This window comes from Mycobacterium persicum, from assembly GCF_002086915.1.
Classification (GTDB): Bacteria; Actinomycetota; Actinomycetes; order Mycobacteriales; family Mycobacteriaceae; genus Mycobacterium; species Mycobacterium persicum.
Genome location: NZ_MWQA01000001.1, coordinates 410,892 through 435,825, shown reverse-complemented (window position 1 = coordinate 435,825; position 24,934 = coordinate 410,892). Strand labels below are relative to the sequence as shown.

The 24,934-nt window shown below is 65.5% G+C and carries 22 protein-coding genes and 3 pseudogenes; 17 read left to right on the top strand and 8 right to left on the bottom strand.

Annotated features, from left to right (window positions below; translation table 11 throughout):
* Window positions 1-191: pseudogene (locus B4U45_RS02005) on the bottom strand (transposase); the annotation flags it as partial.
* Between B4U45_RS02005 and B4U45_RS02000 the strand changes: the two are divergent.
* From B4U45_RS02000 to B4U45_RS01975, 6 genes are all read left to right on the top strand, one after another.
* Entirely contained in the window at window positions 179-985 is an 807-nt protein-coding gene (locus B4U45_RS02000) for a hypothetical protein (RefSeq protein ID WP_241780332.1), read from the top strand. The pseudogene B4U45_RS02005 and the gene B4U45_RS02000 sit on opposite strands and share 13 nt — an antisense overlap.
* Window positions 985-1,821, top strand: a complete 837-nt coding sequence (locus B4U45_RS01995) for a hypothetical protein (RefSeq protein WP_241780330.1) — start codon at window positions 985-987, stop codon at window positions 1,819-1,821. The genes B4U45_RS02000 and B4U45_RS01995 overlap by 1 nt, the downstream gene beginning before the upstream one ends.
* A 311-nt stretch (window positions 1,822-2,132) precedes the next feature.
* A complete protein-coding gene (locus B4U45_RS01990; RefSeq protein WP_131808363.1) occupies window positions 2,133-2,756 on the top strand; it encodes a hypothetical protein in 624 nt (207 codons plus the stop codon).
* A gap of 75 nt (window positions 2,757-2,831) precedes the next feature.
* Entirely contained in the window at window positions 2,832-3,356 is a 525-nt protein-coding gene (locus B4U45_RS01985; RefSeq protein WP_082275626.1) for an Imm61 family immunity protein, read from the top strand.
* A 381-nt stretch (window positions 3,357-3,737) separates the two neighbouring features.
* A complete protein-coding gene (locus B4U45_RS01980) occupies window positions 3,738-4,274 on the top strand; it encodes a TNT antitoxin family protein (RefSeq protein ID WP_082275625.1) in 537 nt (178 codons plus the stop codon).
* Window positions 4,275-4,457: 183 nt separating this feature from the next.
* Window positions 4,458-5,966, top strand: a complete 1,509-nt coding sequence (locus B4U45_RS01975; protein WP_244899340.1) for a phosphoinositide-specific phospholipase C-related protein — start codon at window positions 4,458-4,460, stop codon at window positions 5,964-5,966.
* Here the strand turns inward: B4U45_RS01975 and B4U45_RS01970 are convergent.
* Window positions 5,905-6,321, bottom strand: a complete 417-nt coding sequence (locus tag B4U45_RS01970) for a F420-dependent biliverdin reductase (RefSeq protein WP_162877381.1) — start codon at window positions 6,319-6,321, stop codon at window positions 5,905-5,907. The genes B4U45_RS01975 and B4U45_RS01970 overlap by 62 nt on opposite strands.
* 29 nt (window positions 6,322-6,350) lie before the next feature.
* Between B4U45_RS01970 and dprE2 the strand changes: the two genes are divergently transcribed.
* From dprE2 to B4U45_RS01950, 4 genes are read left to right on the top strand one after another with little or no spacing between them, the layout of a single operon-like run.
* On the top strand, window positions 6,351-7,100 hold the full coding sequence (dprE2, locus tag B4U45_RS01965; protein WP_083156061.1) for a decaprenylphospho-beta-D-erythro-pentofuranosid-2-ulose 2-reductase: 750 nt from the start codon (window positions 6,351-6,353) through the stop codon (window positions 7,098-7,100).
* Complete coding sequence (locus B4U45_RS01960; RefSeq protein WP_075549308.1) at window positions 7,097-8,278, top strand: bifunctional cobalt-precorrin-7 (C(5))-methyltransferase/cobalt-precorrin-6B (C(15))-methyltransferase; 1,182 nt, start codon at window positions 7,097-7,099, stop codon at window positions 8,276-8,278. Before dprE2 ends, B4U45_RS01960 begins: the two co-directional genes overlap by 4 nt.
* The gene (gene cobM / locus B4U45_RS01955; protein WP_122526459.1) at window positions 8,275-9,024 is read left to right on the top strand and encodes a precorrin-4 C(11)-methyltransferase; all 750 of its coding nucleotides are present in this window, start codon (window positions 8,275-8,277) and stop codon (window positions 9,022-9,024) included. Before B4U45_RS01960 ends, cobM begins: the two co-directional genes overlap by 4 nt.
* The gene (locus tag B4U45_RS01950; protein ID WP_075549301.1) at window positions 9,021-9,749 is read left to right on the top strand and encodes a cobalt-precorrin-6A reductase; all 729 of its coding nucleotides are present in this window, start codon (window positions 9,021-9,023) and stop codon (window positions 9,747-9,749) included. Before cobM ends, B4U45_RS01950 begins: the two co-directional genes overlap by 4 nt.
* Here B4U45_RS01950 and sigC read toward each other — a convergent pair.
* Window positions 9,746-10,300: an RNA polymerase sigma factor SigC gene (sigC, locus tag B4U45_RS28805; RefSeq protein ID WP_240316656.1), complete on the bottom strand. Its 555-nt coding sequence runs from the start codon at window positions 10,298-10,300 to the stop codon at window positions 9,746-9,748. The two genes, B4U45_RS01950 and sigC, sit on opposite strands and share 4 nt — an antisense overlap.
* 159 nt (window positions 10,301-10,459) lie before the next feature.
* A pseudogene (locus B4U45_RS28800) lies at window positions 10,460-11,083 on the bottom strand (DUF2275 domain-containing protein); the annotation flags it as partial.
* 107 nt (window positions 11,084-11,190) lie between these two features.
* Here B4U45_RS28800 and bla point away from each other — a divergent pair.
* The 3 genes from bla (at window position 11,191) to B4U45_RS01930 (ending at window position 15,749) form a co-directional block, all read left to right on the top strand.
* Window positions 11,191-12,114 (top strand): class A beta-lactamase, encoded by a 924-nt coding sequence (gene bla, locus B4U45_RS01940; protein ID WP_075549300.1) that lies wholly within the window; start codon window positions 11,191-11,193, stop codon window positions 12,112-12,114.
* Between the two features lie 288 nt (window positions 12,115-12,402).
* Window positions 12,403-12,834, top strand: a complete 432-nt coding sequence (locus B4U45_RS01935; RefSeq protein ID WP_075549299.1) for an MmpS family transport accessory protein — start codon at window positions 12,403-12,405, stop codon at window positions 12,832-12,834.
* Window positions 12,831-15,749 carry an MMPL/RND family transporter gene (locus B4U45_RS01930; RefSeq protein ID WP_075549298.1) on the top strand — a complete coding sequence of 973 codons (2,919 nt, stop codon included), beginning with the start codon at window positions 12,831-12,833 and terminating at the stop codon, window positions 15,747-15,749. Before B4U45_RS01935 ends, B4U45_RS01930 begins: the two co-directional genes overlap by 4 nt.
* 239 nt (window positions 15,750-15,988) lie before the next feature.
* Here B4U45_RS01930 and B4U45_RS01925 read toward each other — a convergent pair whose 3' ends face one another.
* From B4U45_RS01925 to cobG, 3 genes are read right to left on the bottom strand one after another with little or no spacing between them, the layout of a single operon-like run.
* A complete protein-coding gene (locus B4U45_RS01925; protein ID WP_075549297.1) occupies window positions 15,989-17,461 on the bottom strand; it encodes a precorrin-2 C(20)-methyltransferase in 1,473 nt (490 codons plus the stop codon).
* Window positions 17,458-18,084 carry a precorrin-8X methylmutase gene (locus B4U45_RS01920; protein ID WP_075549296.1) on the bottom strand — a complete coding sequence of 209 codons (627 nt, stop codon included), beginning with the start codon at window positions 18,082-18,084 and terminating at the stop codon, window positions 17,458-17,460. The genes B4U45_RS01925 and B4U45_RS01920 overlap by 4 nt, the downstream gene beginning before the upstream one ends.
* A 4-nt stretch (window positions 18,085-18,088) precedes the next feature.
* Window positions 18,089-19,195, bottom strand: a complete 1,107-nt coding sequence (gene cobG / locus B4U45_RS01915) for a precorrin-3B synthase (protein ID WP_075549295.1) — start codon at window positions 19,193-19,195, stop codon at window positions 18,089-18,091.
* Between the two features lie 63 nt (window positions 19,196-19,258).
* Between cobG and B4U45_RS01910 the strand changes: the two are divergent.
* Window positions 19,259-19,930 (top strand): annotated as a pseudogene (locus B4U45_RS01910) (alpha/beta hydrolase).
* A 309-nt stretch (window positions 19,931-20,239) separates the two neighbouring features.
* On the opposite strand, the gene B4U45_RS01905 reads toward B4U45_RS01910, so the two are convergent.
* Window positions 20,240-20,383, bottom strand: coding sequence for a hypothetical protein (locus B4U45_RS01905; RefSeq protein ID WP_176358149.1), 144 nt, complete (start codon window positions 20,381-20,383; stop codon window positions 20,240-20,242).
* Between B4U45_RS01905 and B4U45_RS01900 the strand changes: the two genes are divergently transcribed.
* From B4U45_RS01900 to B4U45_RS01890, 3 genes are all read left to right on the top strand, one after another.
* Window positions 20,382-20,777, top strand: a complete 396-nt coding sequence (locus tag B4U45_RS01900; RefSeq protein WP_131808362.1) for a hypothetical protein — start codon at window positions 20,382-20,384, stop codon at window positions 20,775-20,777. The two genes, B4U45_RS01905 and B4U45_RS01900, sit on opposite strands and share 2 nt — an antisense overlap.
* 87 nt (window positions 20,778-20,864) lie before the next feature.
* On the top strand, window positions 20,865-24,440 hold the full coding sequence (gene cobN, locus B4U45_RS01895; protein ID WP_075549305.1) for a cobaltochelatase subunit CobN: 3,576 nt from the start codon (window positions 20,865-20,867) through the stop codon (window positions 24,438-24,440).
* 8 nt (window positions 24,441-24,448) lie between these two features.
* Window positions 24,449-24,865 carry a hypothetical protein gene (locus B4U45_RS01890; RefSeq protein ID WP_075549293.1) on the top strand — a complete coding sequence of 139 codons (417 nt, stop codon included), beginning with the start codon at window positions 24,449-24,451 and terminating at the stop codon, window positions 24,863-24,865.
* The last annotated feature ends 69 nt before the right edge of the window (window positions 24,866-24,934 follow it).

Genomic DNA, 24,934 nt, shown 5'->3' with positions numbered 1-24,934 from the left:
CCCTCCTTGCGCAGCAGCGCCCCCCGGGCACCCGGCTCGGTCAGCAACTCGTACTGCTCGAGAATGCCGAGCTTGTACTCCGCGGTGAACGTCCGCCGTTTCGGCCGCTTCTCACGCGGCCCCTTGCCGCTACCCACGTTCCCATCATCGGCCACCGCCACCGCGGCGGTATCGGCCAGTGTCATCGTCACGGAATCAGAATCCAGTCCTCGCCCTGCTTCTCAACAGAAGACTCATCTACTTCAACGTCTCACACAGGTTAGACAGAGAGGGCATCGTGGCCAGCGTACAAATCTCCTTCGCAGTTAGTATTTCGGTCCAGCGTCATGCCGACGGATGCTGGCCTGAGCCAGAAGAGGAGCCGTCGTTCATGTACAGGAACCACCCTCACCGGAAGGTGACGCTGCGCCGCAGCCGGGTCAACCACATCCTCGGCCAAGTGAACCCGGACTTGGTCCGCGATACGGCCTATGGGCTGGGGCCGTACGTCAAAAACATCGCCGGGACATCGGAGGATTGCTGGGATTTAGCTGACCGCTCGACGACTTCGCCGAAAGCATGTGTGGCGCACCCCCGGTGCGGGGTCGGCCGCATCGCCGGTCCTACGATCGGCATCCTGGGCCACAACCTGGAAAACGCCGTCCTCGGTCCGACACCGACTGCGCCGGCCGAAAATCCGATACAGCCCATGTCTTTGGGTATGGCCGACCAAGAGATCCTCAACGCCATGCTCGGAACAGGACACACCGTCGCCGGACTGCCGCCCGGTTACATCGTCTATGACCACGACCACCCCAATGGTCGAATCGCGACGCCGGAAGAACTGGGTGTTACGGCCGGTCAATACAACAGCGTGATTGGTCCCGCTTTGTCGCAGTCGCTGGAACCCAGGCCGCCCAGCGAGCGCTTCTCCCCGGATGTGAAGTTGGTCAGCCGCTACGACGATATTGTTGGTGTTCCGCACCCCCATCAGGGCAGGAAGTGATGCGAATCCGTCCCGAGTTGCGAACAATCGCAGCGTTGTTGACAGTTGGTGTGCTGTTGGTCGGCGGATGCGGTTCGGGTGGGCGCTCGGCTCAAGGTTCGACCAGTACGTCTGCGGCGCCGCCGGCGGGCTGGCCTGCGGCGCTGGACAATTTCACCATGGTGTGGACGGCTGAACCCGGTATCGACGTGACCGCGTGGCCTGCGGTGGTGGTGCGCGCCTACACCGAGTCGTACACGCTGGCCTCCGCTACACGCGATGACAAGTATCTGTATCCGGGATTTCGGCAGTCGGTTGATCCCAACAGGTCCATCGACGATCCGATCGGCACACAGTTTTTGTGGCCACAGACCGACGGTCGGCCGGACCCGCCGTGGTTGGGCACGCAGCAGGACCATATCTTGTCTGTGACAACCTCCGGTCGTGACGTCACAGTCATTGTCTGCGAATACATGTTCGGCGCTGCCGAACAATCTGACCAAGGATGGGTCCGCCCGCATGTTGCAGGGCCGTCCCCATATACAGGTATCGCGGCGATGCGGATCACCATGACCGCTCCTGCCAAGCCGGGGCCGCCGCTGCCCGCCCAGCAGGGGCCAGCGCGCGCGCCATCGGTCGATGTTTTCGTCGGTTGGAGGATCACCAGCCATCAGGGCGGGTATTTCGCCCGATCTGGAGGTTGGTCGGAATGGCCCGATGCTGTCGAAAACGAAGATACCTGTGTCGCGAAGGCACCCCCCCACCGGGACTTGGTACCCGGGCAGGAATATGTCCGGTCGTTCTTCCCGACCCTGCCGGCGTCTCCTGGTTGGCCCTCGCCAAGCGCGAACGCATGAGAAAGGCAAGCGCCGCAGCGTTATTGGTAGCGGCGTCAATCATCCTGACCGTGTGCTTGGCACCCGTCGGGTGTGAGTCGAATGTCGGCGAGAAGGCTTCGGGCACAACGTCGTCGAGTGCTAAGTCCTCCGCATCATTTGCCCCGCCGGATGGCTGGGTGGTATTGCATGGACCTGCGAAGGCGGCATTTGGGCAGCCTGGCGGCGCGGAGCAATGGTTAGTTGTCAATGAACTTACGGGAAAGAACATCCCTGTCGAGGTTTTGAACCCAACCGGCATAATTACCGACCTTACGCAGTAGGGAGCGCAGATGTACGTTGGTGTCCATGGAGCAAGCACCTCGGGCGATGCCGGCTTCCACGAAGTCGCCGAGCGCTACGAGACCTGGCGAGATCGTTGGGTTTCAGCGGTCGGCAAAGACCCGTCGCGAAATGTGCCGGAGTTGTTGGACGGGAGCCTTTGGTTTCGTAATGGCTACCCATATCCAGATTGGACGGCCGAGGTCATCAGGCCCTCTCAATTTGGATATCTTGTCTTGAGCGCGACTACTGAGAGAAGAAGCTCACCCTATATAGCTGTAGAGGCGGTATTCTCACGCCTTGAGGACGCGGGAAAGCATGTACTTACATTGATCGGTGATATGCTACGCTTGGAATGCAAACTCGAACCGGTATATCGTCAATGGCAGCGATTCGGCATAAGCGCCGCATTACAAAAGAGCGTCGCAGACCAACAGGTCGTGGAATTTATTGCTACATATAACGGCGTTTCGCGGGATGTGGTAGAGCGGCTTATGCACAAGTATTCGGTAAGAGCCATGCCCAGCTCCTACGCGCACCTCTCTAGCTCGGACGAACCGACCAGTCGAGTGCTAACCATGTCATATGACGAGCTTGATGCCACACTCGCCGAGGGTCTTAATGTCACCGGATAAGACTGCTGCGTTCCCAGCTTTTGTCCTTGCCGTGCGAACAGAAGAAGAGTTAGCTGGTCAAGGAGTATTGCAGTAATGACAACCACGGTGGACCTCTCGCTCGACCTGTATAACTGGATTCGGTCAGCAGGTTTAGATATGACTCAGGGCTCGCAGACGGACGATGGCCGTACGGTTATTTGGAATAAAGGTGGTGAAGTACGCTACTTTGTGAGCTATGCCGATGGCTACTATACAATGACGGCATCTAATCGTATGGGGCCGGAGAGTTTCCACCTCAGTAGCTCGACGATGCCCATACTTGAAAAGTACCTATACGGTCGTTTCGGGAACTCGATCCGAAAGCGGAACGGTTTAGGCTGGGTCCGCAAGCCGTGTGCCATTGATGAACTCCAGCAAGCGTATACTATCGGTAAAGTAACTCTCTATGTTCGCGAACGTGATGCCTTAGTTGATGAATCCGGAACTGTGCTTGCAATCGGCGAGATATCCCGGTTAGTTGAATTGTCGCATTATCTAGACGCTCCGGTCTCCGCGATAAAGGATTCGTTTGTCAATTCACAGGCGAAGCCATTATTTTCGCCATTGGGCGAGCGGTAGACGTCGCAGTATAACGATTTATTGCTGATCGAGATGAGGTCGCGGAGTGCCATGTGTGCCAGTGCTCAGCCCAGAAGCCGGGTACGGTGAGGGCTGTTTCCGACGCAGATGGAAGCCAAGTTTTGCGGCAGGCAATTCGGCCGGATTGGGAACGTGGACGGGAAGTATCTGGCGATCATGGCAGACGGTGTGCCGGCATCCTGAGAGGCGCGAGCACTGCACGTCAATAGCTTACGTGAGCCGTGTAGCGCATATGAGTTCGATCATTTCCCTGCCGGCTGGCATGTCGAAGTGTGGAGGAGGGTCGATACAGGTTCGGATATTCGACAGTGAAGGTAGGGCGCTCAACGTGGAAGAATTACTTGACATTGGCGTATTGCGATGAATGCCCACATAGAAATCTCCGCAAGGCTTGCGGAATGGGGAAATATTGCTGGATATACACTAATGCCTGGGTCCCGCAGTGAAGATGGACGCGCAATATTTTGGGCATCGTTGGGTGAAATCCGACTCTTTGTTGGCTGGAATGACCGCGGCTGGGTTGTCGTCACAGACTCTGACCGCATGGGTCCGGAACACTTCATATTGGCTGCTCCGTCGATGGATACTATTGAAAAGTATTTTTTTGGAAGATTCTGTCCGGCTATTAGACGGAAGCGTGAATTGCCACGTTTAAAGATTCCGGTCTTGAGGGAGCAGCTAGCCCCGAACTTCCGTATCGCTATCCGGGACTTTGAAGGGGTTGATCGGCTGACATTGATCTCTTCCGATGGTGCCGCGGTCGCTGTTAGCAGTTCTGATTCGGTGACTGGTACGGCGGAACTTGTCAAATTGTCATTCTTTTTGAATGCGTCAATTGATCAGATCGTCGCATCCTGCATTGATCGGAATGGAAAGCCGTTGTTTCGTGATCGATAGCCGAGCACCAGCTTGAGTTCTGCTGCCGCTGCGTCGTCATCGTGGTCTTAGATAGGGACGAAACGGAATTAGGCAAGCTGGGTGGCCGTCGTCGGCATCACGCCCCACCCCACCACACCGCAAATACAACACTTCGACAACAACTCTCGCCAGCAGCGACATCGAAGTGCCAAAGTACCGCGCATGCCCGGCACCCGATGGCTGCAGACAGCCGCCGTCGTCGGCGTGACCAGCCTGCTATTAATCACCCCCGCACCGGTGGCCGCCGACCCTCCGGAGCAACCCTCGCCCACAGCACCCTGCGACGCCATCAGCCCCATCGCCATTCCCTGCGTGGCACTCAACAAGTTCGCCGACGCCGTCGCCGCGGAATGTCGCCGGGTCGGCGTCGCGGACACACACTGCGCACTCCCGCTCGCCCATAATGTCACCCAAGCCGCGCGCGACGCCTACCTGCGATCGTGGGTGCACCGCACGGCGCAATTCCAGTACGCGCTTGGAGACCCGTTGCCGATCAGCCAATCTCAGTGGTTGGGCACCCACAATTCGTTCAACAGCCTCAGCGACTCGTTCACCCTCTCGCACGCCGACTCGAATCAACAGCTGTCGCTGACCCAACAGCTCGACATCGATGTCCGTGGCCTCGAACTCGACTTGCATTACATCCCAAGGCTGGAACTCCTCGGTAAGCGGGAAGTCACGGTCTGTCACGGTCTGGGACCCACGAATGGCAACCTGGGCTGCACCAACGAGCCGCCGTTCGCCGCGGTGCTCCCACAGATCAAGAACTGGCTCAACACCCCCGGTCACACCGACGAGGTCATCCTGCTCTACCTCGAAGACGAGCTGCAGGACGCTGCGGCATACTCATCATCACTCGCCATCCTTGAAGACACCCTTCGGCGTCCGGACGGAACGAGCCTGATCTATCACCCCGACCAGGCTGGCCGCGCCGCGAACGGCTGCGTCCCGCTCCCGCTACAGACGTCACGCAACGACGTCCGCGCCGCGGGCGCACAAGTCGTACTGGTCAGTTCCTGCATACAAAGCTGGTCAAATGACGTCTTCACCTGGAAGGGCCGGGAGCTGGAGAGCGGCTCGACGTCGAGGTACCAGCCATACCCCAGCTGCGACGCCAGCTATGACAGCGACATGTATGCGACCAGGCTCGTTCGTTATTACGAGGACTCCACGTTGGTGTCGGCCCTGACCAATCCCACCCGGCCCCCGGCGAATCCGGCGGCGCTGACACCGTCGAAGGTGCAGGCGATGACCGACTGCGGTGTGAACCTGTTCGGCTTCGACCAGTTGCTCCCTGAAGACGGGCGTATCCAGGCCACGCTGTGGAGCTGGGCGCCCGACGAACCGCGTGCGAGCGCCGGAAGCTGTACCCTCCAAGCGGTCAACGGTCGCTGGGTGGCCGCGCCGTGCGAAGCCCCGCACCCCGCCGCCTGCCTCGACGCCGCGGGCACCTGGACATTGACGCCAAATCGGGTGATATTCGACCAGGCGCCGTTAGCCTGTGCGGCCGTCAACGCAGACTTCGCCCTGCCGCGAACGGGAAACCAGAACGCCCGGCTACACGCGGTGGCCGGACCCTCCGGCGGCGCATGGGTGCGCTACCTAGCGGCTACTCCACCCGGTCCAGCAGCGACGACGACCCCAACACCCGCTCCACGAGAACTTCGATGACCACCCGTCGCGGATTGGCCCGCGGGGTCCGGTAGCGCTGGGCATAGCGCAGTTCGGCATCACGGACGGCATCGATGTCGCGATTCACCGAGGCCTTGCCTTCCAGCGACAGCCAGCGCGCACCATCCACCTGGCTCAGCACCGCGATCCCGCCGCGCTCGGCGTTGACCGCCTTCTGCGAGCCGCCGGTGGTGATCACCCGAGCGATATGCGTCGTGGGATCGAAGGTGAAACCCACCGCCACCACGTGGGGCGAATTGTCGGCCCGCAGCGTGGTCAGCATGGCAAGGTGGCGTTCGGTGAGAAACGCCATCGCGTCGTCGGTGAGCCGCGTAGTGGTCTTGGCCATCGCCACCCACGCTAGCGCAGGTGATAATCGCAGCCGTGGACGACACGGGCGCAGCTCCGGTGGTAATTTTCGGCGGCCGCAGCGAGATCGGCACCGAACTCGCGCGCCGCCTGGCCCCCGGGGCGACGGTGATACTGGCCGCCCGCCGGGCCGACCAGCTCACCGAGCAAGTCACCGCGATCAAGGCGGCAGGGGCGACAGCCGTCCACACCACCGAATTCGACGCCGACGACCTCGCCACCCACGGCCCGCTGATCGCGGCGATCACGGCCGAGCACGGGCCCATCGGCACCGCGGTGCTGGCCTTCGGCATCCTGGGGGAGCAGACCCGGGCCGAAACCGACGCCGAGCATGCGATCGCCATCGTGCACACCGACTACGTCGCCCAGGTCAGCTTGCTCACCCAGCTGGCCGCCACGATGCGAACGGCCGGCACCGGAACACTGGTGGTGTTCTCCTCGGTCGCCGGAATACGCGTGCGCCGCGCCAACTACGTCTACGGGTCGGCCAAGGCCGGCTTGGACGGCTTCGCCAGCGGGTTGGCCGACGCGCTGCACGGCAGCGGAGTGCGGTTGCTGATCGTGCGGCCGGGATTCGTGATCGGACGCATGACGACGGGCATGACGCCCGCGCCGCTGTCCAGCACCCCGGCGCAAGTGGCCGAGGCCACCGCGCGTGCCCTGGCCAAGGGCCGGCGCATCGTCTGGGTTCCGTGGGCACTGCGGCCGATGTTCTTCGCGCTGCGGCTGCTGCCGCAGTTCGTGTGGCGCAGGATGCCGCGATGATCATCGTGGTCGGTATCGGCGCCGACGGCATGCCGGGTCTTTCGGAGCAGGCGCGCCACGAATTGCAAAGGGCGACAGTCATTTACGGCTCCAAACGGCAACTCGACTTGCTCGACGCCACGGTAACCGCCGCGAGACGTGAGTGGCCGTCGCCCATGCTGCCCGCACTGAAACAATTACCGGCACACGACCCCGATGTCCACGTCGTCGCCAGCGGCGACCCGCTGATGCACGGTATCGGCGGCACCCTGATCCGGTTGTTCGGCGCCGACGCAGTCAGCGTGGTGCCGCATGTGTCGGCGGTGACGTTGGCGTGCGCCCGAATGGGTTGGAACGTCCACGACACCGAGGTGATCAGCCTGGTCACCGCGGCACCGCACACGGCGATACGCCGCGGCGGTCAGGCGATCGTTCTCTCGAAGGACCAGGCCACCCCGAAGGAGCTGGCCGCGTTGCTCGACGAGACCGGCCGCGGCGACTCGGAATTCAGTGTTCTCGAACAGCTCGGCGGGCCGGACGAACGCGACCGCCACGGCACCGCCCACCAGTGGGCCAGCGAAACCGCATGCGACATCGACGATCTCAACGTGATCGCCATCCGCTACCTGCCCGACGAGCGCATCTCGTCGCTGCCCGACGACGCGTTCATCCACGACGGCCAGATCACCAAACACGGCATCCGGGCCGTTACCTTGGCCGCACTGGCACCCCGGCCGGGACAGCTGCTGTGGGACGTCGGCGCCGGCTCGGGCAGCATCGCCGTCGAATGGTGCCGCAGCGCGCCGGGCTGCACCGCGGTGGCGTTCGAGCGCGACGAACGGCGCCGCCGCAACATCGAACGGAACGCCACGGCCTTCGGCGTCGACGTCGAGGTGCGCGCCCAGGCGCCCGACCAGTTCGAGGATGCCGCAACACCGGCGACGATCTTCATCGGCGGCGGCCTGACCCAACCTGGCCTCCTCGACGCCTGCCTCGCCAGCCTGCCGACAACCGGGCGACTGGTCGCCAACGCGGTCACAGTAGAGTCAGAAGCCATACTGGCACAGGCCTATTCGCACTACGGCGGGGACCTGCGACGCTTCCAGCACTACCACGGCGAGCTGCTGGGCGGCTTCACCGGCTGGCACCCGCAGCGCCCGGTGACGCAATGGACGGTGACCAAGGTGACCAAGCGATGACCGTCTATTTCATCGGAGCCGGACCGGGTGCCGCGGACCTGATCACCGTCCGCGGTCAGCGGCTCCTCGAACAATGCCCGGTATGCCTGTACGCGGGCTCCATCATGCCGAAAGACCTGCTCGCACACTGCCCGCCGGACGCGAAGATCGTCGACACCGGAGCGCTGACGCTGGAACAGATCGTCGCCGAACTCGCCGACGCCGACGCCGTCGGCCACGACGTGGCACGGCTGCACTCGGGCGACCCGTCGCTGTACAGCGCGCTCGCCGAACAGTGCCGCCGGCTCGACGCGCTGGGCATCGGCTACGAAATCGTTCCTGGGGTACCGGCTTTCGCCGCGGCCGCCGCCGCTTTGAAACGCGAGCTCACCGTCCCCGGCGTGGCGCAGACCGTGACGCTGAGCCGAATCGCCACCCTGTCTACACCGATGCCGCCCGGCGAGGACCTGGCAACCCTGGCCAAGTGCGGCGGCACCCTGGTTCTGCACTTGGCCGCCGCGCAGATCGACAAGATCGTCCCGGAGCTGCTATCCGGCGGCTACCGCCCCGAAACTCCAACCGCGGTCGTTGCTTTCGCAAGCTGGCCACAGCAGTGTGTGCTGCGCGGCACGCTGGCCGGTATCGCCGCGCAACTGCACGACGCGGGCATCACCAAAACCGCCGTCATCATCGTCGGCGACGTGCTGGCGGCCGAAGGCTTCACCGACAGCTACCTTTATTCGGCCGCACGTCGGGAGGCGCATTGACACGACTGCTGCTGCTCGGCGGCACCGCCGAGGGACGGGCTCTGGCCAGACGACTGCACCCGCACGTCGACATCGTCAGCTCGCTGGCCGGCCGGGTGCCCGACCCCGCGCTGCCGGTCGGCCCGGTGCGCATCGGTGGGTTCGGCGGCGTCGACGGCCTGCGGCGCTGGCTGGTCGATGAACACATCGACGCCGTCATCGACGCCACCCACCCGTTCGCGGCCACCATGACCGCGCACGCCGCGCAGGTCTGCGGTGAACTGCAAAGGCCCTATCTGGTGCTGGCCCGCCCGCCGTGGGACCCCGGCGATGCGATCGTCGTTACATCCGATACGCAGGCCGCCGAAGCCGTTGCCCGGCAACAGTTTCAACGCATCTTTCTGACCACCGGCCGCTCGGGCGTCGCGGCCTTCGCCGACAGTCCCGCGTGGTTTCTGATCCGCGCGGTCACCGCACCTGACGACACCGTGTTGCCGCGTCGCCACCAGCTGGTGTTGTCCCGCGGCCCGTATCACTACGACGACGAAGTCCGGCTCGTAAGCCAACACCACATCGACGCGCTGGTCACCAAGAACAGCGGTGGCGACATGACCAGGGCCAAGCTGGATGCCGCTGCGGCCCTTGATATTCCGGTGGTGATGGTGGCACGTCCGCCGCTGCCCGCCGGCGTCACGACTGTGAGCACCGTGGCGGAAGCCGCCGCCTGGGTCGACGGACTGAGCTAACCGGTCAGTTCGTCGCGGTCGGTATCGGCCAGCAGTGCATCGCGCGCCCGGGCCACACGGGACCGGATGGTGCCGACCGGGCAGCCGCACACCGCCGCGGCATCGGCGTAGGACAATCCGAGCAACTGCGTGAGCAACAGCGCCTCGCGCTGGTCGGCGGTGAGCTGGGCGATCATCGTGGTCACCTCGACGAGTTCCTCGAAACCGCGGGCGTGACCGTGGTGGTCGAGCACACTCTCGGGATCGGCTCCGTGGGCGGTGCGGGGCCGTGACCGGAGATAACGGATGTGATCGGCCACCACCCGTCGGGCGATCGACAGCAACCAGGTTCGGGCGCTGGAGCGCGCCGAGAACCGGTGGATGGAGCCGATCGCGCGCAGGAAGGTTTCCTGGGTCAGATCATCGGCACTGCCCGCATCCGACAGGTAGGTCACGAACCGCCACACGTCTTGCTGGGTGGCTTTGATGAACGCCTCGAGCGCCCGCGCGTTGCCCGTTGCAGCCGCCAGGGCCAGTTCGGTGACGGCCTCGTCGTCGGTTGCCGCGGTCATGGGCATCCACCTTAAACGGCAAGGCTCTAAGTGCTTACGACCGGCTGTCGTAGAGCGGTTGATCGGCCGCAGATGCCCGTGGCGACGACCGTGCGCCAGCGCCGCGGGCCGGACAGCCGGCGCTGGTTCGGCCTCGGTCGGTTGTGACGCCGCCGCCCCGCTACGGTCTCGCGCTACCAGTAACGCGAACACCGTGCCCGCAAGCACCGGCACGTGGCTGGCGATGCGCGCCGCGGTCACCTCGCCGCGCCAGGCGTCGACGGCCACGTAACCCACCAGCGCCAACGAGTACGTGCCGGCAATGGCGGCCACACCCAGTGCCGCGCCGCTCCACACGCCGGCCACGATCATGGCCAGCCCCAGAGCCAGCAACCAGGCGGTGGATTCGTGCAGCAGGTGCTCGCCGTGCATCATCGCGTCGGGCTTATGGCGAGGCATGATGCCGAAATCGATGCCGCTGATCTGTGCAGCCGCAATCGCGATCTGGAACACACCCACCGCGATCAGGCACCACTTCCAGTGATCTGGGCCGACACGATGCAGCCACCGGCGATGGCGCGGGGTGGGCGCAACGCCGGCGCTGGCCATGATTCGGTCGGCCAGGTCCGGTCCGCGGCGGGCATCGACTGCGGCGAACCGGCGACTCTGCGCCGCCGCGCCGATGAGCCAGGCGCGGCACCGACGGCACGATTCCAAGTGGGCATCGACCTGCTGGGCCAGCATCTGCGGACGTTCACCGTCCAGTCGCGCCGATAGTTCCTCACGCGCAACGTCACACCGCATGCCTGCATCGTTGCGCATGGCCGCTTCAGACGCAAAGACCGAAAGTGGAGCGATCGATGCCACACGGCCTCCGCTTCCAACGGGACCGTGACAGACTCTGTCGCGACATGAACGCATCGAGTCCACGACCGGCGCTGCCGCGCCGTGCCTTACTACTGGCCATAGCCGCGTCTGTTCCGCTTGCCGGTTGTGCCCGCGGCGGCAGTGGCGAGCATCCCGCCTCGACCGCGGCAGCGCCGGCACCGGATGTGCAGAGTCGCTTTGCCGAACTCGAACACACGTATGCGGCCCGGCTGGGCGTATACGTGCCGGCATCCGGCACGACGGCGGCAATCGCCTACCGCGCCGACGAGCGGTTCGCCTTCTGCTCGACATTCAAGGGGCTGCTCGTGGCGGCGGTGCTGCATCAGTACCCGCTCAGCCACTTGGACAAGGTGGTCACATACACCAGCGCTGACATCCGCTCAACCTCGCCGATCACCCAGCAGCACATCGCGACCGGGATGAGCATCGGTCAGCTCTGCGATGCGGCGATCCGCTACAGCGACGGCACGGCCGCCAATTTGTTGCTGGCCGAGATCGGCGGAACTACGGCGTTTACCGGTTATCTGCGCAGCCTGGGCGACTCGGTGAGCCGGCTGGACCAAGAGGAACCGGAGTTGAACCGCGACCCTCCCGGCGACGAGCGTGACACCACCACTCCCCACGCGATCGCGCTCGACTATCAGCAGCTTGTTCTCGGCGACGCGTTGCCGGCCGACAAACGGGCGATGCTCACAGACTGGATGGCGCGCAACACCACCGGAGCCAAACGGATCCGGGCGGGGTTTCCCGCCGACTGGAAAGTGATCGACAAGACCGGTTCAGGCGACTACGGCCGGGCCAACGATGTGGCAGTGGTGTGGTCGCCCACAGGCGTGCCGCACGTGGTGGCGATCTTGTCGGACCGTGCCGGCGGCGGGTATGACGCCGAACCGAGTGAGGCGCTGGTCGCGGATGCGGCCAGGTGCGTCGCTCAGCTGCTCGGGTAGCGCGAATATCGGTCGTCGGCGCCATCTGCCCGGATCGCGGCATCGCCTCGACGAGTGGGGATTTGGGTTTAACCACCGGCGATCGAGGTAACCAGCACCGGCGTCGTGGTCGGCGCGCCGCCGACAGGCGCCCCAAAATACCGTAGGGGGTATGTTATATAGTGACAATCAACCGCAGTCCGTGTGGCTAACGACCACCGCCCCCGGGCCGAACGGCCCTAGTCAGGGCGGCGGCGAGGGCGTGGACTACGTACCAACCGACAAGGCGATGAGCGGAGGGGAACGTCAGTGCTCACCTTTCTCAAGCGAGGTTGGATACCGCTCGTTGTCGTCATCGCACTTGCCGCCGGGGGGATAGCCGTGGACAGGCTCCGCGGCGTCTTCGGCTCCGACCCGATCTTTACCTGGACGGGCGCCAACTCTGGCGTGATCGAGTCGATCAATACCAAACGGGTGACCTATGAGGTGTTCGGGCCCGCCGGCACTGCCGGAAGTGTGAGCTACCTGAACAAGGAGACCCAGCCCGAACAGGCGAACTTCACCAACCTGCCCTGGACGTACACGATGACGACGACGTTGCCGGCCGTTATCGCCAACGTGGTGGCGCAAGGCAACAGCGACAGTCTCGGGTGTCGCATCACCGTGAACGGTGCCGTCAAGGACGAACAATCGGCCAGCGGGCACCACGCGCAAGCCTTCTGCCTGGTGAAGGCCGCATGAACGCCCACGACGACACCCGCCCTAGATTCATGCGGGCGGTCCGCACGTTCGCTGTCCCGATCATCGTCGCCTGGCTGCTGCTGACGATCGCGGTGAACGTTCTGGTGCCCTGGATCGAATTCGTCGCGAGATCACACGCGGTGACGATGTCGCCGCAAGATGCGCCGGCGATGATCGCCGCCAAACACATGGGCAAGAAATTCCAGGAATTCGATTCCGACAGCATCGTGATGCTTGTCCTGGAAAGCGATAAACCGCTGGGCGAAGAAGCACATCGCTATTACGACGGCCTGGTGAAAAAGCTGCGGGCGGACCGCAAACACGTGCAGCACCTGCAGGATTTGTGGGGAGACCCCGTCACCGCCGCCGGCGCGCAGAGCACTGACGGCAAAGCCGCATATGCGCAGATCAACACCGCCGGCGACCAGGGCAGCACCTTGGGCAACGAGTCCGTCGACGCGGTTCGCAAGATCGTCGACGATTCGAAACCGCCCGCAGGAATCAAGGCCTACGTCACCGGTCCGGCGGCGCTCACCACGGACATGACCGAGGCCGCCGACAAAAGCATGTTCAAAATGATGGGCGTGACGGGCGTGGTCATCATGATCATGCTCGCGATCGTCTATCGTTCCGTCAGCACCGTGCTGCTCGTGCTCTTTATGGTCTTCCTCGAGATGCTGACGGCCAGGGGAGTCATTGCGATTCTCGGCTACAACGACCTGTTGGGCTTTTCGACGTTCGTCGTCGCCATGTTGTCGTCGTTGGCTATTGCGGCGGGAACAGATTACGCGATCTTCCTCATCGGGCGTTATCAGGAGGCGCGTCAGGCCGGTGAGGATCGGGAAACCGCCTATTACACGATGTTCCGCGGCACCTACCACGTCATCTTGGGCTCGGGGCTGACGATTGCCGGGGCGAGTTTCTGCCTGCATTTTGCGCGGCTGGCCTATTTCAAGGCGCTGGGAATTCCTTCCGCGCTGGGATTGCTCATCGTGATCGCCGGCGCGTTGACGGTGGCGCCGGCCGTCGTCGTGGTGGCCAGCCGGTTCGGTTTGCTGGATCCCAAACGGATGATCAAGGTTCGCGGGTGGCGGCGGATCGGCACCGCCACCGTCCGCTGGCCCGGGCCGATCTTCGTGGCCTCACTGCTCATCGCGCTGGTGGGCATGCTCGTGGTGCCGGGCATGAAAATCAGCTACAACGATCGCTACTACATACCGCCGCATCTGCCGTCGAATATCGGATACGCCGCGGCCGAGCGCCATTTCAGCCCCTCCAGAATGAATCCCGACATTCTCATGGTCGAGGCCGATCACGACATGCGCAATTCGAGCGACATGATCATCCTGGACCGCATCGCCAAGAACATCTTCCGTACCCCGGGCATCGAGAGAATACAAAGCATTACCAGGCCGCTGGGAAGCCCCATCGAACACACGTCGATCCCGTTTCAGATCAGCATGCAAGCCATTCCGATCCAAGAGAATCTGCGATTCATGAGGGACCGGATGGCCGATATGCTCAAGATGAGCGACGACCTCGGCGCCATGGTCGGCTCGATGGAACGCATGTATGGCTTGCTGGGGCAGCTGAGCAGCACGACTCATCGCATGGTCGGTGACATGAACGACATGAAGGCCACGCTGGACGAGATGCGGGACCATCTGGCCGACTTCGACGATTTCGCGCGGCCGCTGCGCGGCTATCTGTATTGGGAGCAGCACTGTTTCAACATTCCGGTGTGTTGGGCGACGAAGTCGGTATTCGAGGCGATCGACGGCGTGGACAAGTTCAGCGAGAACATGCAAACACTGCTCAAAGACATGAACAATGTCGACGCATTACTACCGCAACTGCTCGCGGAGTTCCCGCCCATCATCGCCGTCGCAAAATCCATGCAGGGAACCCTGCTGACCTTGCACAGCAGCTTCTCCGGATTGGTCACGCAAATGTCGCGGATGACCGACACCGCAAGCGCGATGGGTCAGGCGTTCGACTCCTCGAAGGCCGACGACTACTTCTATCTGCCGCCGGAAGCGTTCGACAATCCCGACTTCCAGCGCGGCCTGAAACTCTTCCTGTCGCCGGACGGTAAGGCGGCGCGGTTCATCATCACCCACGACGCGGACCCGGCGACTCCCAAGGGGATTGCGGCCGTCAAGCCGGAACTCAACGCCGCGCACGAAGCCGTAAAGGGCACACCGCTGGCCAACGCCAAGTTCTACCTCACCGGCACGGCGGCGGTCTACAACGATATCCAAACCGGCTCGAAGTACGACCTCTTGATCGTCGGAATCGCCGCTCTGACACTGATATTCGTGGTGATGGTGATCATCACCCGGGCGCTGGTCGCCTCCCTGGTGATCGTCGGCACGGTGCTGATCTCGCTGGGCGCAGCCTTCGGGCTGTCCGTGCTGGTCTGGCAACACATCTTCGGTCTGGAGCTGAACTGGATCGCGCCGGTGTTCGGGCTGATCATTCTGTTGGCCGTGGGATCCGACTACAATTTGCTGCTTGTTTCGCGCTTTCAAGAGGAGATCGGCGCGGGGCTGAGGACGGGCATCATCCGCTCGATGGGCGAAACCGGTGGGGTGGTCACCGCCGCGGGCCTGGTGTTCGCCTTCACCATGATGTCCATGGTCGCCAGTGATCTGCGCTCCATCGGCCAGGCCGGCAGCACCATCGGTCTGGGCCTGCTGTTCGACACCCTGGTGGTGCGTTCGTTGATGACGCCGTCGATCGCCGCGCTGCTCGGGCGCTGGTTCTGGTGGCCGCAGCGCGTGCGCACGCGCCCGGCCAGCTACATGCTGCGGCCGTTCGGGCCGCGCCGGCTGGTTCGTTCCCTGCTATTGGGCGAGCCCGCGGATGTGCCGGCCGCCAAACCGGTGGTAGCCGCGGGTCACCCACCCGCATAGCCGGGGTGGCAGGCCTAGCGTACGCGCGTTGATCGCCGCTACCGGGGTTTCGTCGAACGTGTTCTGAGCGCCAGAATTTGGCCGATTTTGCGCAGCCATGTCACGCTCGGCGCACCAGCTTGCACCAGCTTGAGCGGCTTGAGCGGCAGCTGACACTGCACCGAGCGCAGTCACCCCGGCAGCCACACGCGTCACCGCCCAGACCATCACCGGATGCGCCCGCCTTGCAAGGACGCACTTCAGGTCGGGTACCGCCGCGGTGTAAACACGCGGTCGCCGAAACCCGCTGAATACCATTGGGTTTGGGACGACCCGACGATCAGTAGGCAACGCATGTCGATGTCGGCGGGGTTGAGGTCGGCCAGCCGCACCACCCGAACGTCTTCGTCAGGGCCCGACACGTCGCGGCCGATCACCACCGGCGTGCCCGGCTCGCGATGCTTCAGTAGCAGGTCCCGCATCGCGCCGACCTGCCAGGTGCGCGCCGTGGAAGCGGGGTTGTAGATGGCCAGCACCAGGTCGGCGGCGGCCGCGGCCGCAACGCGTGCGGCGATCACCTCCCACGGCTTGAGCCGGTCGGACAACGAGATCACCGCATAGTCATGCCCCAGCGGGGCGCCGACCCGGCTGGCCACCGCCTGGGCGGCCGTCATCCCCGGAATCACCCGGATCTGCACATCCGGCCACTGCTTGGCCTCTTCCAGCACGGCCGTGGCCATGGCGAACACACCCGGATCGCCCGACGAGACCACCGCCACCGCACGACCGTGCTCGGCCAGCGAGCAGGCCAGCCGGGCGCGCGCGGGCTCGTCGGTGTTGTCGCTGGGATGGCGCCGCTGCCCGTCGCGCACCGGAACGCGGTTCAGGTAGGTGTGGTAGCCGATCAGATCGGTCGCGGACGCCAGTTCGCGCCGGCTCTGCGGCGTCATCCAGTCCATGTCGCCGGGCCCCAGGCCCACCACCGCGACCGAGCCGACGACCGACGGGCGCCGCCGCCCCCCCGGAAGCATGGCCAGCGAGAAGTACGGCACGGTGGCCGCGTCGACGTCGGCGGCCGGCAACACCCGTTGCCCCGCGGTGCTGGCCCGCTCCACGTAGAAGGCGTCGTCGAGTTGGCCGGACGCCGAAAGCGCTTCCCGCACATTGCGATACGATCGACCGAGTTTGAGCACCACGGCGGCGTCGGCATCGGCGAGCCGGCGGGTCAACTCGGCAACCGGCAACGTGCCGGGCAGCACTGACAGCACCTCGTCGCCGGCCACCAGCGGCGTCGCGACAGCCGCGGAGGCAGCGCTCACCGAGGTCACCCCGGGCACGATCACGGCGTTGAACCGCTGCGTCAACCGGGTGTGCAGATGCATGTAGGAGCTGTAGAACAGCGGATCGCCCTCGGCGAGCAGCGCCACGCTGCGTCCGGCGTCGAGGTGGCCGGCGATGCGTTCGGTGGCCTGGACGTAGAAATCCTCCAGCGCGCCGGCGTAACCGCCGGGATGGCCGGTCGTCTCGGTGGTCACCGGATACACCAGGTGCTCCTCGATCTGACCGGGCCGCAGATACGGTTCGGCGATACCGCGAGCGATGCTGCGGCCATGGGGAGCGCTGTGATAGGCCACCACATCGGCCTCGCCGATCACCCGGGCGGCCTTGACCGTCACCAGCTCCGGGTCGCCCGGTCCCAGGCCGACGCCCCAGAGCGTGCCGCGGCGCGTCATTCGCTCTCGCTGGCTATCGCGTTGACGGCCGCGGCGGCCATGGCGCTGCCGCCACGACGGCCCTGCACCACCAGATACGACATGCCGCGCGGTCGTTCGATGAGCTCTTGTTTGGACTGTGCCGAGCCGACGAAGCCGACCGGCCCGCCCAGCACCGCCGCCGGCGCCGCGACCCCGTCGTCGACCAATTCGAGCAACCGGAACAGGGCCGTGGGCGCGTTGCCGATCGCCATGACGGCGCCGTCGAGCCGGTCGGCCCACAGTTCCACACCGGCCGCCGAGCGGGTGGTCTGCCGGCGCGCGGCCAACTCGGCAGCCCGCGGATCCGCAACCAGCGACACGACGAGGTTGTCCGCCGGCAGCCGCGCGGTGGTGATCCCGGCGGCCACCATCGAGGAATCGCACAGCACCGGGGCGCCATCCCGCAGGGCGGCCCGGACCCGGGTAACCACGTCGTCGGTGTAGGCCACGTGCTCGGCGACGTCGACCTGTCCGCAGGTGTGGATCAACCGGACCACCACGCGGGCCACGTCGGGCGGAAACCGGGTCAGGTCGGCTTCGGCGCGGATGGTCGCGAACGACTGTCGATAGATCTCGGCCGCGTCGCGGATGTAGTCGAGCACCCGCTCACCCTAAGGCGTCGTTGTTTCGCAGCGCTCGGTATCCGTCCCCGGTGGCGACCAGCACCTCGCCGGACAACGGGCTGCCGCAAGCCCGTTCGCAGCCGACGAAATGCCGATGCACGACGGCGTCCGCGTCCAGCGCATCAGCCGCGTCGGCCCGGACGTCGGCGACCGAGCGCGCACACCCGGGGCTGCCGGTGCAAGCGCTGACCCGAAGCCAGGGCGAGTTCTCGTCGAACACCAGGCCCAGCGGCGCCAGCACCCGCAGCGCGGCGTCGGCGACGGCTTCGTCGAGATCACATATCAGCAGGGACCGCCACGGCGTGATGACCAGGGGAGCCTCGATCGCGGCCACGTATTCGGCGACCCGGGCGGGCAATACCCCTAGCGGAACCGCGGCGCCCAGCGTGACGCGGCCGTCGTCCTGGGGTATCCAGCCCACCGGCGGCGTGGTGACGGGCGGGAATGCAGCACCGGGTCGTACTCCGGGCAGCAGGTCACCCAAGTCAGCTAATTCGGTTATCCGCCAATGCTTTCCACGGATCTCAAGGAACCGCAGCGCGACCCAGACCAGTGTCGCGGTGGCATCGCTGACCCGGATTCCGGTGTCGCGGCCTGCCAGCGTGAGCACGCACCCGTCGGGCAGCATATGGACACCGACGTCGGCAGCCAGACCCGAGACGTCGGCGCGGCCGTCGTCAAGGCTGAACCAGAACCGGCCGCCTAGGTCGGCTAGCCGGGGTTCGGCGCAGATCGCGGCGTCCAGCTCGTCGACCCAGCCCCGGATGTCGGTGTTTCCGCCGGCTCGACCGGACAGCGGTGACGCGACAATGTTGCGGACCCGCTCATGCGTCGGCGACGGCAACAGGCCCGCCTCGACGATCGCTTCGGCGACCGTTGCCACGTCGGTGATGCCGCGCAACTGCACGTTGCCGCGCGACGTCAACTCCAGCGTTCCCGCGCCGAAGCCGCTGGCCACCCGCGCCAGCGCGCCCAACTGCGCTGCGGTGACCACTCCGCCCGGCAACCGCACCCGCACCAGCGCGCCGTCGGCGGCCTGGTGCACCTGCAGCGCGCCCGGGCACGCGTCGGTGTCGCGAGACCTGACCACCCGTCCACGGTACGGCCCCGGCAATCGCGATTGGATCCCCGTCGGCTGGGCACCCTGGTGTCCATGCGGACGGTGGAATACGCCCCGGGACGCTGGGCCGATATCTTCGGCGATTCGAGCCGGCCCACGGTGTTGCTCTGGCACGGCATGCAGACCGACGCCCGTGCCGCCGTGCGTCCCCTCGCCGGCTTAGTCGCCGGCCACGACGCCGCAGTGGTGGCGCCGGACTGGAATTCCCACGCCGACGACGGCGGACGCGCGGATCTGCTGGGATCGCTGGACTACACCCGGAGGCACGCCAACAACGCCGACATCGTGCTCGTCGGGTGATCGCTGGGGGGCGCGGCCGCGGCGGGCCTTACGCGCGAGGCTGCCCGCTTCGATGTTGCGCTGGCACATACGGTTTGCCTGGCGGGCGCCTTCACGGCCCCCGATCCGATCTCGGGCCGACCCCTGACCGGCCCGTGGTCCGCCGACCAAGTCGCGACCCCGTTCACGGTGTTACACGGCCGGGCCGACGACGTGGTGCCGGTGAGTGTCAGCAGGGACTTCGCCGCCGCCCTCGAACAGGTCGGCTGGCCGGTGGAGCTGGTGGAATTGGCGGCCGATCACGGCTCGATCGCCGGCGCCGTGTACGACCCGGCAGCCGATCGTTACCGGCCGGGAACGAGCGGTTCGGCGCTAGCGGTGGCCGCCGAGGTGGCAGCTCGGATCGCGTCGATAGTGGCTCGCTGAGGCGGCGATCGGCCGGCGGTCATCCGGTAGTGCTCGGCGCTAGCAAGGGTGGCCTGTTGGCCGCCCGGGTGCTGGCGGACTGACTGCTACGGCCGGGTGACGGTGGTCGAGCGAGACAGTTAATCAAGACGAAGAGCTGGTTACCCGCGCCGGCCGGCATCGCCGGTCGGTGATCGCGAAGTGGTGGCGCGGGCGCCGGTGGAACTTTTGGCGGAACCGCCGTTGTGATCGGCCGGGCGGCGATATCGTTTGCCAATGAGGCCGGTGACGCACGCGGTGTGCACTCGGAGCCGTTGCTGACCGACAGCCTCAGTTGCTGCGCCGATAGGAGTCGGGGATGTCTCTGCGCACTGGCGCTGCCAGGTTGATCACGATTGCGGCGTGCGGCGGCGCTGCTGTTCTCAGCTCCACCGCCAATTGCGCCGCGGCGCCGTCGGGCAAGCTGATGGACATGCTCCCGCAGGGCTTCTCCGCGACCAATTGCCAAGAGAAGGCCCCGGTGGAAGGTGCACTCGAAAGAGTGATGTGCGGCCAAAGCAGCGACCCGGGCGGACCTTCTTACGCCGTATTCCTGCTCTATGGGAGCGGTAGCGACCTGGCGACGGAGTTTCGGCAGGGACCCGGCAGAAGCGGATATACGGTGGCATCGTCGTGTCCGGGCGGCGGCGCTTCTCCCGGGACATGGAGTTACCGCAACTCCAGCCAGACCGCCGGTCAGGTCGAGTGCGGCACTTCCGTCGAAGGCAACTATGCGGTCATCTGGACGGACAATGCCAAACTCAGACTCGCCGTTGTTGAGGGCAAAAACAGTGCCAGCCTGTATCAGTGGTGGCGCGACAAGGGTTGATGACCGACACCATTCTGGCACTGACAGCGGAATCGGTTACGTGACCCGCCACGGGACGGTCCTCCGGGATTGCGGTACGAATGGTGGGTGGCTGAGCCGACCATCCTGCTGTTGTCGACGTCCGACACCGATCTGATCAGCGCGCGCTCCAGCGGCAGGAACTATCGGTGGGCCAACCCGTCGCGGTTATCCGACGACGAGCTGCCCGAGTTGCTGTCCGGCGTCGCGATCGTGGTGGTGCGGATCCTGGGCGGCTACCGAGCCTGGCAGCGCGGCATCGACGTGGTGATCGCCAGCGGGGTGCCGGCCGTGCTGGTCAGCGGTGAGCAGGCCGCCGACGCCGAGTTGACCGACCTGTCCACGGTTGCCGCCGGCACGGTGGTGCAGGCGCACATCTACCTGGCCCACGGCGGCGTGGACAACCTGCGACAGCTGTACGCCTTTGTGTCGGACACGCTGCTGATGACGGGCTACGGCTTCGCCCCGCCGCTGGTGACGCCCACGTGGGGCGAGTTGGCCCGCGCTGACGCCGCCACGATCGACGGCCCGACGATCGCGGTGCTGTACTACCGCGCGCAACACCTGGCCGGAAACACCGCATATGTCGAGGCGCTGTGCCGGGCGATCGAAGACGCCGGCGGTCGGGCCCTGCCGGTGTACTGCGCCTCGCTGCGCACCGCCGAACCGGAACTGCTCGACAGACTTGCCGACGCCGACGCCATGGTGGTCACCGTGCTGGCCGCCGGGGGAGTCAAACCCGCGGCCGCCTCAGCCGGCGGGGACGACGACAGCTGGAGCGTCGAACACCTTGCCGCCCTGGATATCCCGATCCTGCAAGGCCTGTGCTTGACCAGCGCCCGAGACCAGTGGCGCGACAACGACGACGGACTGAGCCCCCTCGACGTCGCCAGCCAGGTGGCGGTGCCCGAATTCGACGGCCGGATCATCACGGTCCCGTTCTCGTTCAAGGAGATCGACGACGACGGATTGATCTCCTATGTCGCCGACCCCGAGCGGTGCGCGCGGGTCGCCGGTCTGGCGGTCCGCCATGCACGGCTGCGCTACGTCGCGCCCGCCGACAAGCGGGTGGCCGTGGTGTTTTCCGCCTACCCGACCAAACACGGCCGGATCGGCAACGCGGTCGGCTTGGACACCCCGGCCAGCGCGGTCGCCTTGTTGCAGGCGATGCGCGAGCGCGGCTACCAGCTGGGCGACCTGCCCGGAGTCCAGTCGAACGACGGCGACGCGCTGATCCATGCGCTGATCGAACGCGGCGGACAAGACCCTGATTGGCTCACCGCGGGGCAATTGTCCGGCAACCCGATCCGGGTGTCCGCCAAGGACTATCGCGCGTGGTTCGGCACGCTGCCCACCGAGCTGACCGAGGCCGTGACACACCATTGGGGTCCGCCGCCAGGGGAGTTGTTCGTCGACCGCACAGGCGATCCCGACGGCGAAATCGTGATCGCCGGTATACGATCCGGCAATCTCATGCTGATGGTGCAGCCGCCGCGCGGCTTCGGAGACAACCCCGTCGCGATCTACCACGACCCGGATTTGCCGCCCAGCCACCACTATCTGGCCGCCTACCGCTGGCTGGAGACAGGGTTCGGAGCGGACGCCGTGGTGCACCTGGGCAAACACGGAAACCTGGAGTGGCTGCCGGGAAAGACATTAGGTCTGTCGGCGGCCTGCGGGTCGGATGCCGCGCTGGGCAACCTGCCGCTCATCTACCCGTTTCTGGTCAATGATCCGGGCGAGGGCACCCAGGCGAAAAGACGGGCGCACGCCGTTCTCGTCGACCACCTGATCCCGCCCATGGCCCGGGCCGAAACATACGGTGACATAGCGCGTTTGGAGCAGCTGCTCGACGAGCATGCCAGTGTTGCGACGCTGGATCCCGGCAAGCTGCCGGCCATCCGTCAGCAGATCTGGACGCTGATCCGGGCCGCCAAGATGGACCACGATCTGGGACTGACCGAGCGGCCCCCGGAAGACTCGTTCGACGACATGCTGCTGCACGTCGACGGCTGGCTGTGCGAGATCAAGGACGTCCAGATCCGCGACGGCCTGCACATCTTGGGCCAAAAGCCCTCCGGTCAACAAGAACTCGACCTGGTGCTGGCCATCCTGCGGGCCCGCCAGCTGTTCGGCGGCGAGCAGGCGCTGCCCGGCCTGCGACAGGCGCTCGGGCTGGCCGACGACGGCACCGACGAGCGCACCTCGGTCGACCAGGCCGAGGCCGCTGCCCGGAAGCTGGTAGCCGCGCTGCAAGCCACCGGCTGGGACCCGGCCGCCGCGAATCATCTCACGGACAACGCCGACGTCGCGGCGGTACTACGGTTCGCCGCAACCGAAGTGGTGCCGCGGCTCGCCGGCACCGCTTCCGAAATCGAGCAGGTATTGCGGGCTTTGGACGGCCGGTTCATCCCGGCCGGCCCGTCGGGGTCACCGCTGCGCGGTCTGATCAACGTGTTGCCCACCGGTCGCAACTTCTACTCCGTCGATCCCAAGGCGGTGCCGTCGCGGCTGGCCTGGGAAGCCGGTGTGGCCCTTGCTGATTCGTTGCTGGCTCGGTACCGCGACGACCACGGCCAGTGGCCGCAATCGGTGGGCCTATCGGTGTGGGGCACCTCGGCGATGCGCACCGCCGGCGACGACATCGCCGAAGTGCTTGCCCTGCTGGGTGTTCGGCCGGTCTGGGACGACGCGTCGCGGCGCGTGGTGGATCTCACCGCTGTTCCGCTGGCCGAGCTGGGCCGGCCCCGCATCGACGTGACGGTACGCATCTCCGGATTCTTCCGCGACGCGTTCCCGCACGTGGTGACGATGCTCGACGACGCGGTCCGGTTGGTCGCCGACCTCGACGAGCCCGCCGACGCCAACTTTGTACGCGCCCACGCCCAGGCCGACCTCGCCCAGCACGGGGATCAACGTCGCGCCACCACAAGGATTTTCGGCTCCAAACCGGGAACATATGGTGCCGGGCTGCTGCAGCTGATCGACAGCCGCAACTGGCGCGACGACGCGGACCTGGCCCAGGTCTACACTGCCTGGGGCGGCTTCGCCTACGGACGCGACCTCGACGGCCGCGAAGCCGTCGACGACATGAACCGCCAGTACCGGCGCATCGCGGTGGCCGCCAAGAACACCGATACCCGCGAACACGACATCGCCGACTCCGACGACTACTTCCAGTACCACGGCGGCATGGTGGCCACCGTGCGGGCGCTGACCGGCCAAGCGCCCGCCGCCTATATCGGCGACAACACCCGGCCCGACGCCATCCGCACCCGCACGCTGTCGGAGGAGACCACCCGGGTGTTTCGAGCCCGGGTGGTCAACCCCCGGTGGATGGCCGCGATGCGCCGCCACGGCTACAAGGGCGCATTCGAGATGGCCGCCACCGTCGACTATCTCTTCGGATACGACGCCACCGCCGGGGTGATGGCCGACTGGATGTACGAGCAACTCACTCAGCGTTACGTGCTTGACGCCGAGAACCGGAAGTTCATGGCGGAGTCCAACCCGTGGGCGCTGCATGGGATGGCCGAACGACTGCTGGAGGCGGCCGGACGCGGCATGTGGGCCCAGCCGCAGCCGGATACCCTCAACGGATTGCGCCAGGTATTGCTGGAAACCGAAGGTGATTTGGAAGGTTGAGCCATCCGATGACGACACGCCTTTTCCGGCTCCCCACGGCCGCGGCTGCCCTGGCCGCCGGTGCTCTCGGATTGACGCCGGCGCCGGCCTGGGCCGACCCCGGCACGCCGTCGGTCCCCGCGGCGGGTGCGCACTGGGAGGTGGGCTGCCCGGAGCCATTGACAGACCTGATAGATCGCTCGTGTTTTGCTCCGTACCCATGGGTGGGCACGCCGTCGATGAGCCTGGTCGGCGAGGGCACCCCGTCGCAGGGCCTGCCCATGCGCAACATTCTGGCGGTGGTGACGGGTGCGAAAGTCGCCGTCGCGCTGACCGTCCGCGACTACCAAGGCGAGGACAGATTCGTCCACGTCGAGCCCGGCTCGACTCGAGGTTTTTCCGGCGACCTGATCGTCGATGTCCGACAGGACCGGGTGGTTCCCTGATGTCAGGCTGCGGGATCGCCGGCGAGCAGACGCGGAATCGCACGCGAATGACGATTCGCGTGCGATTCC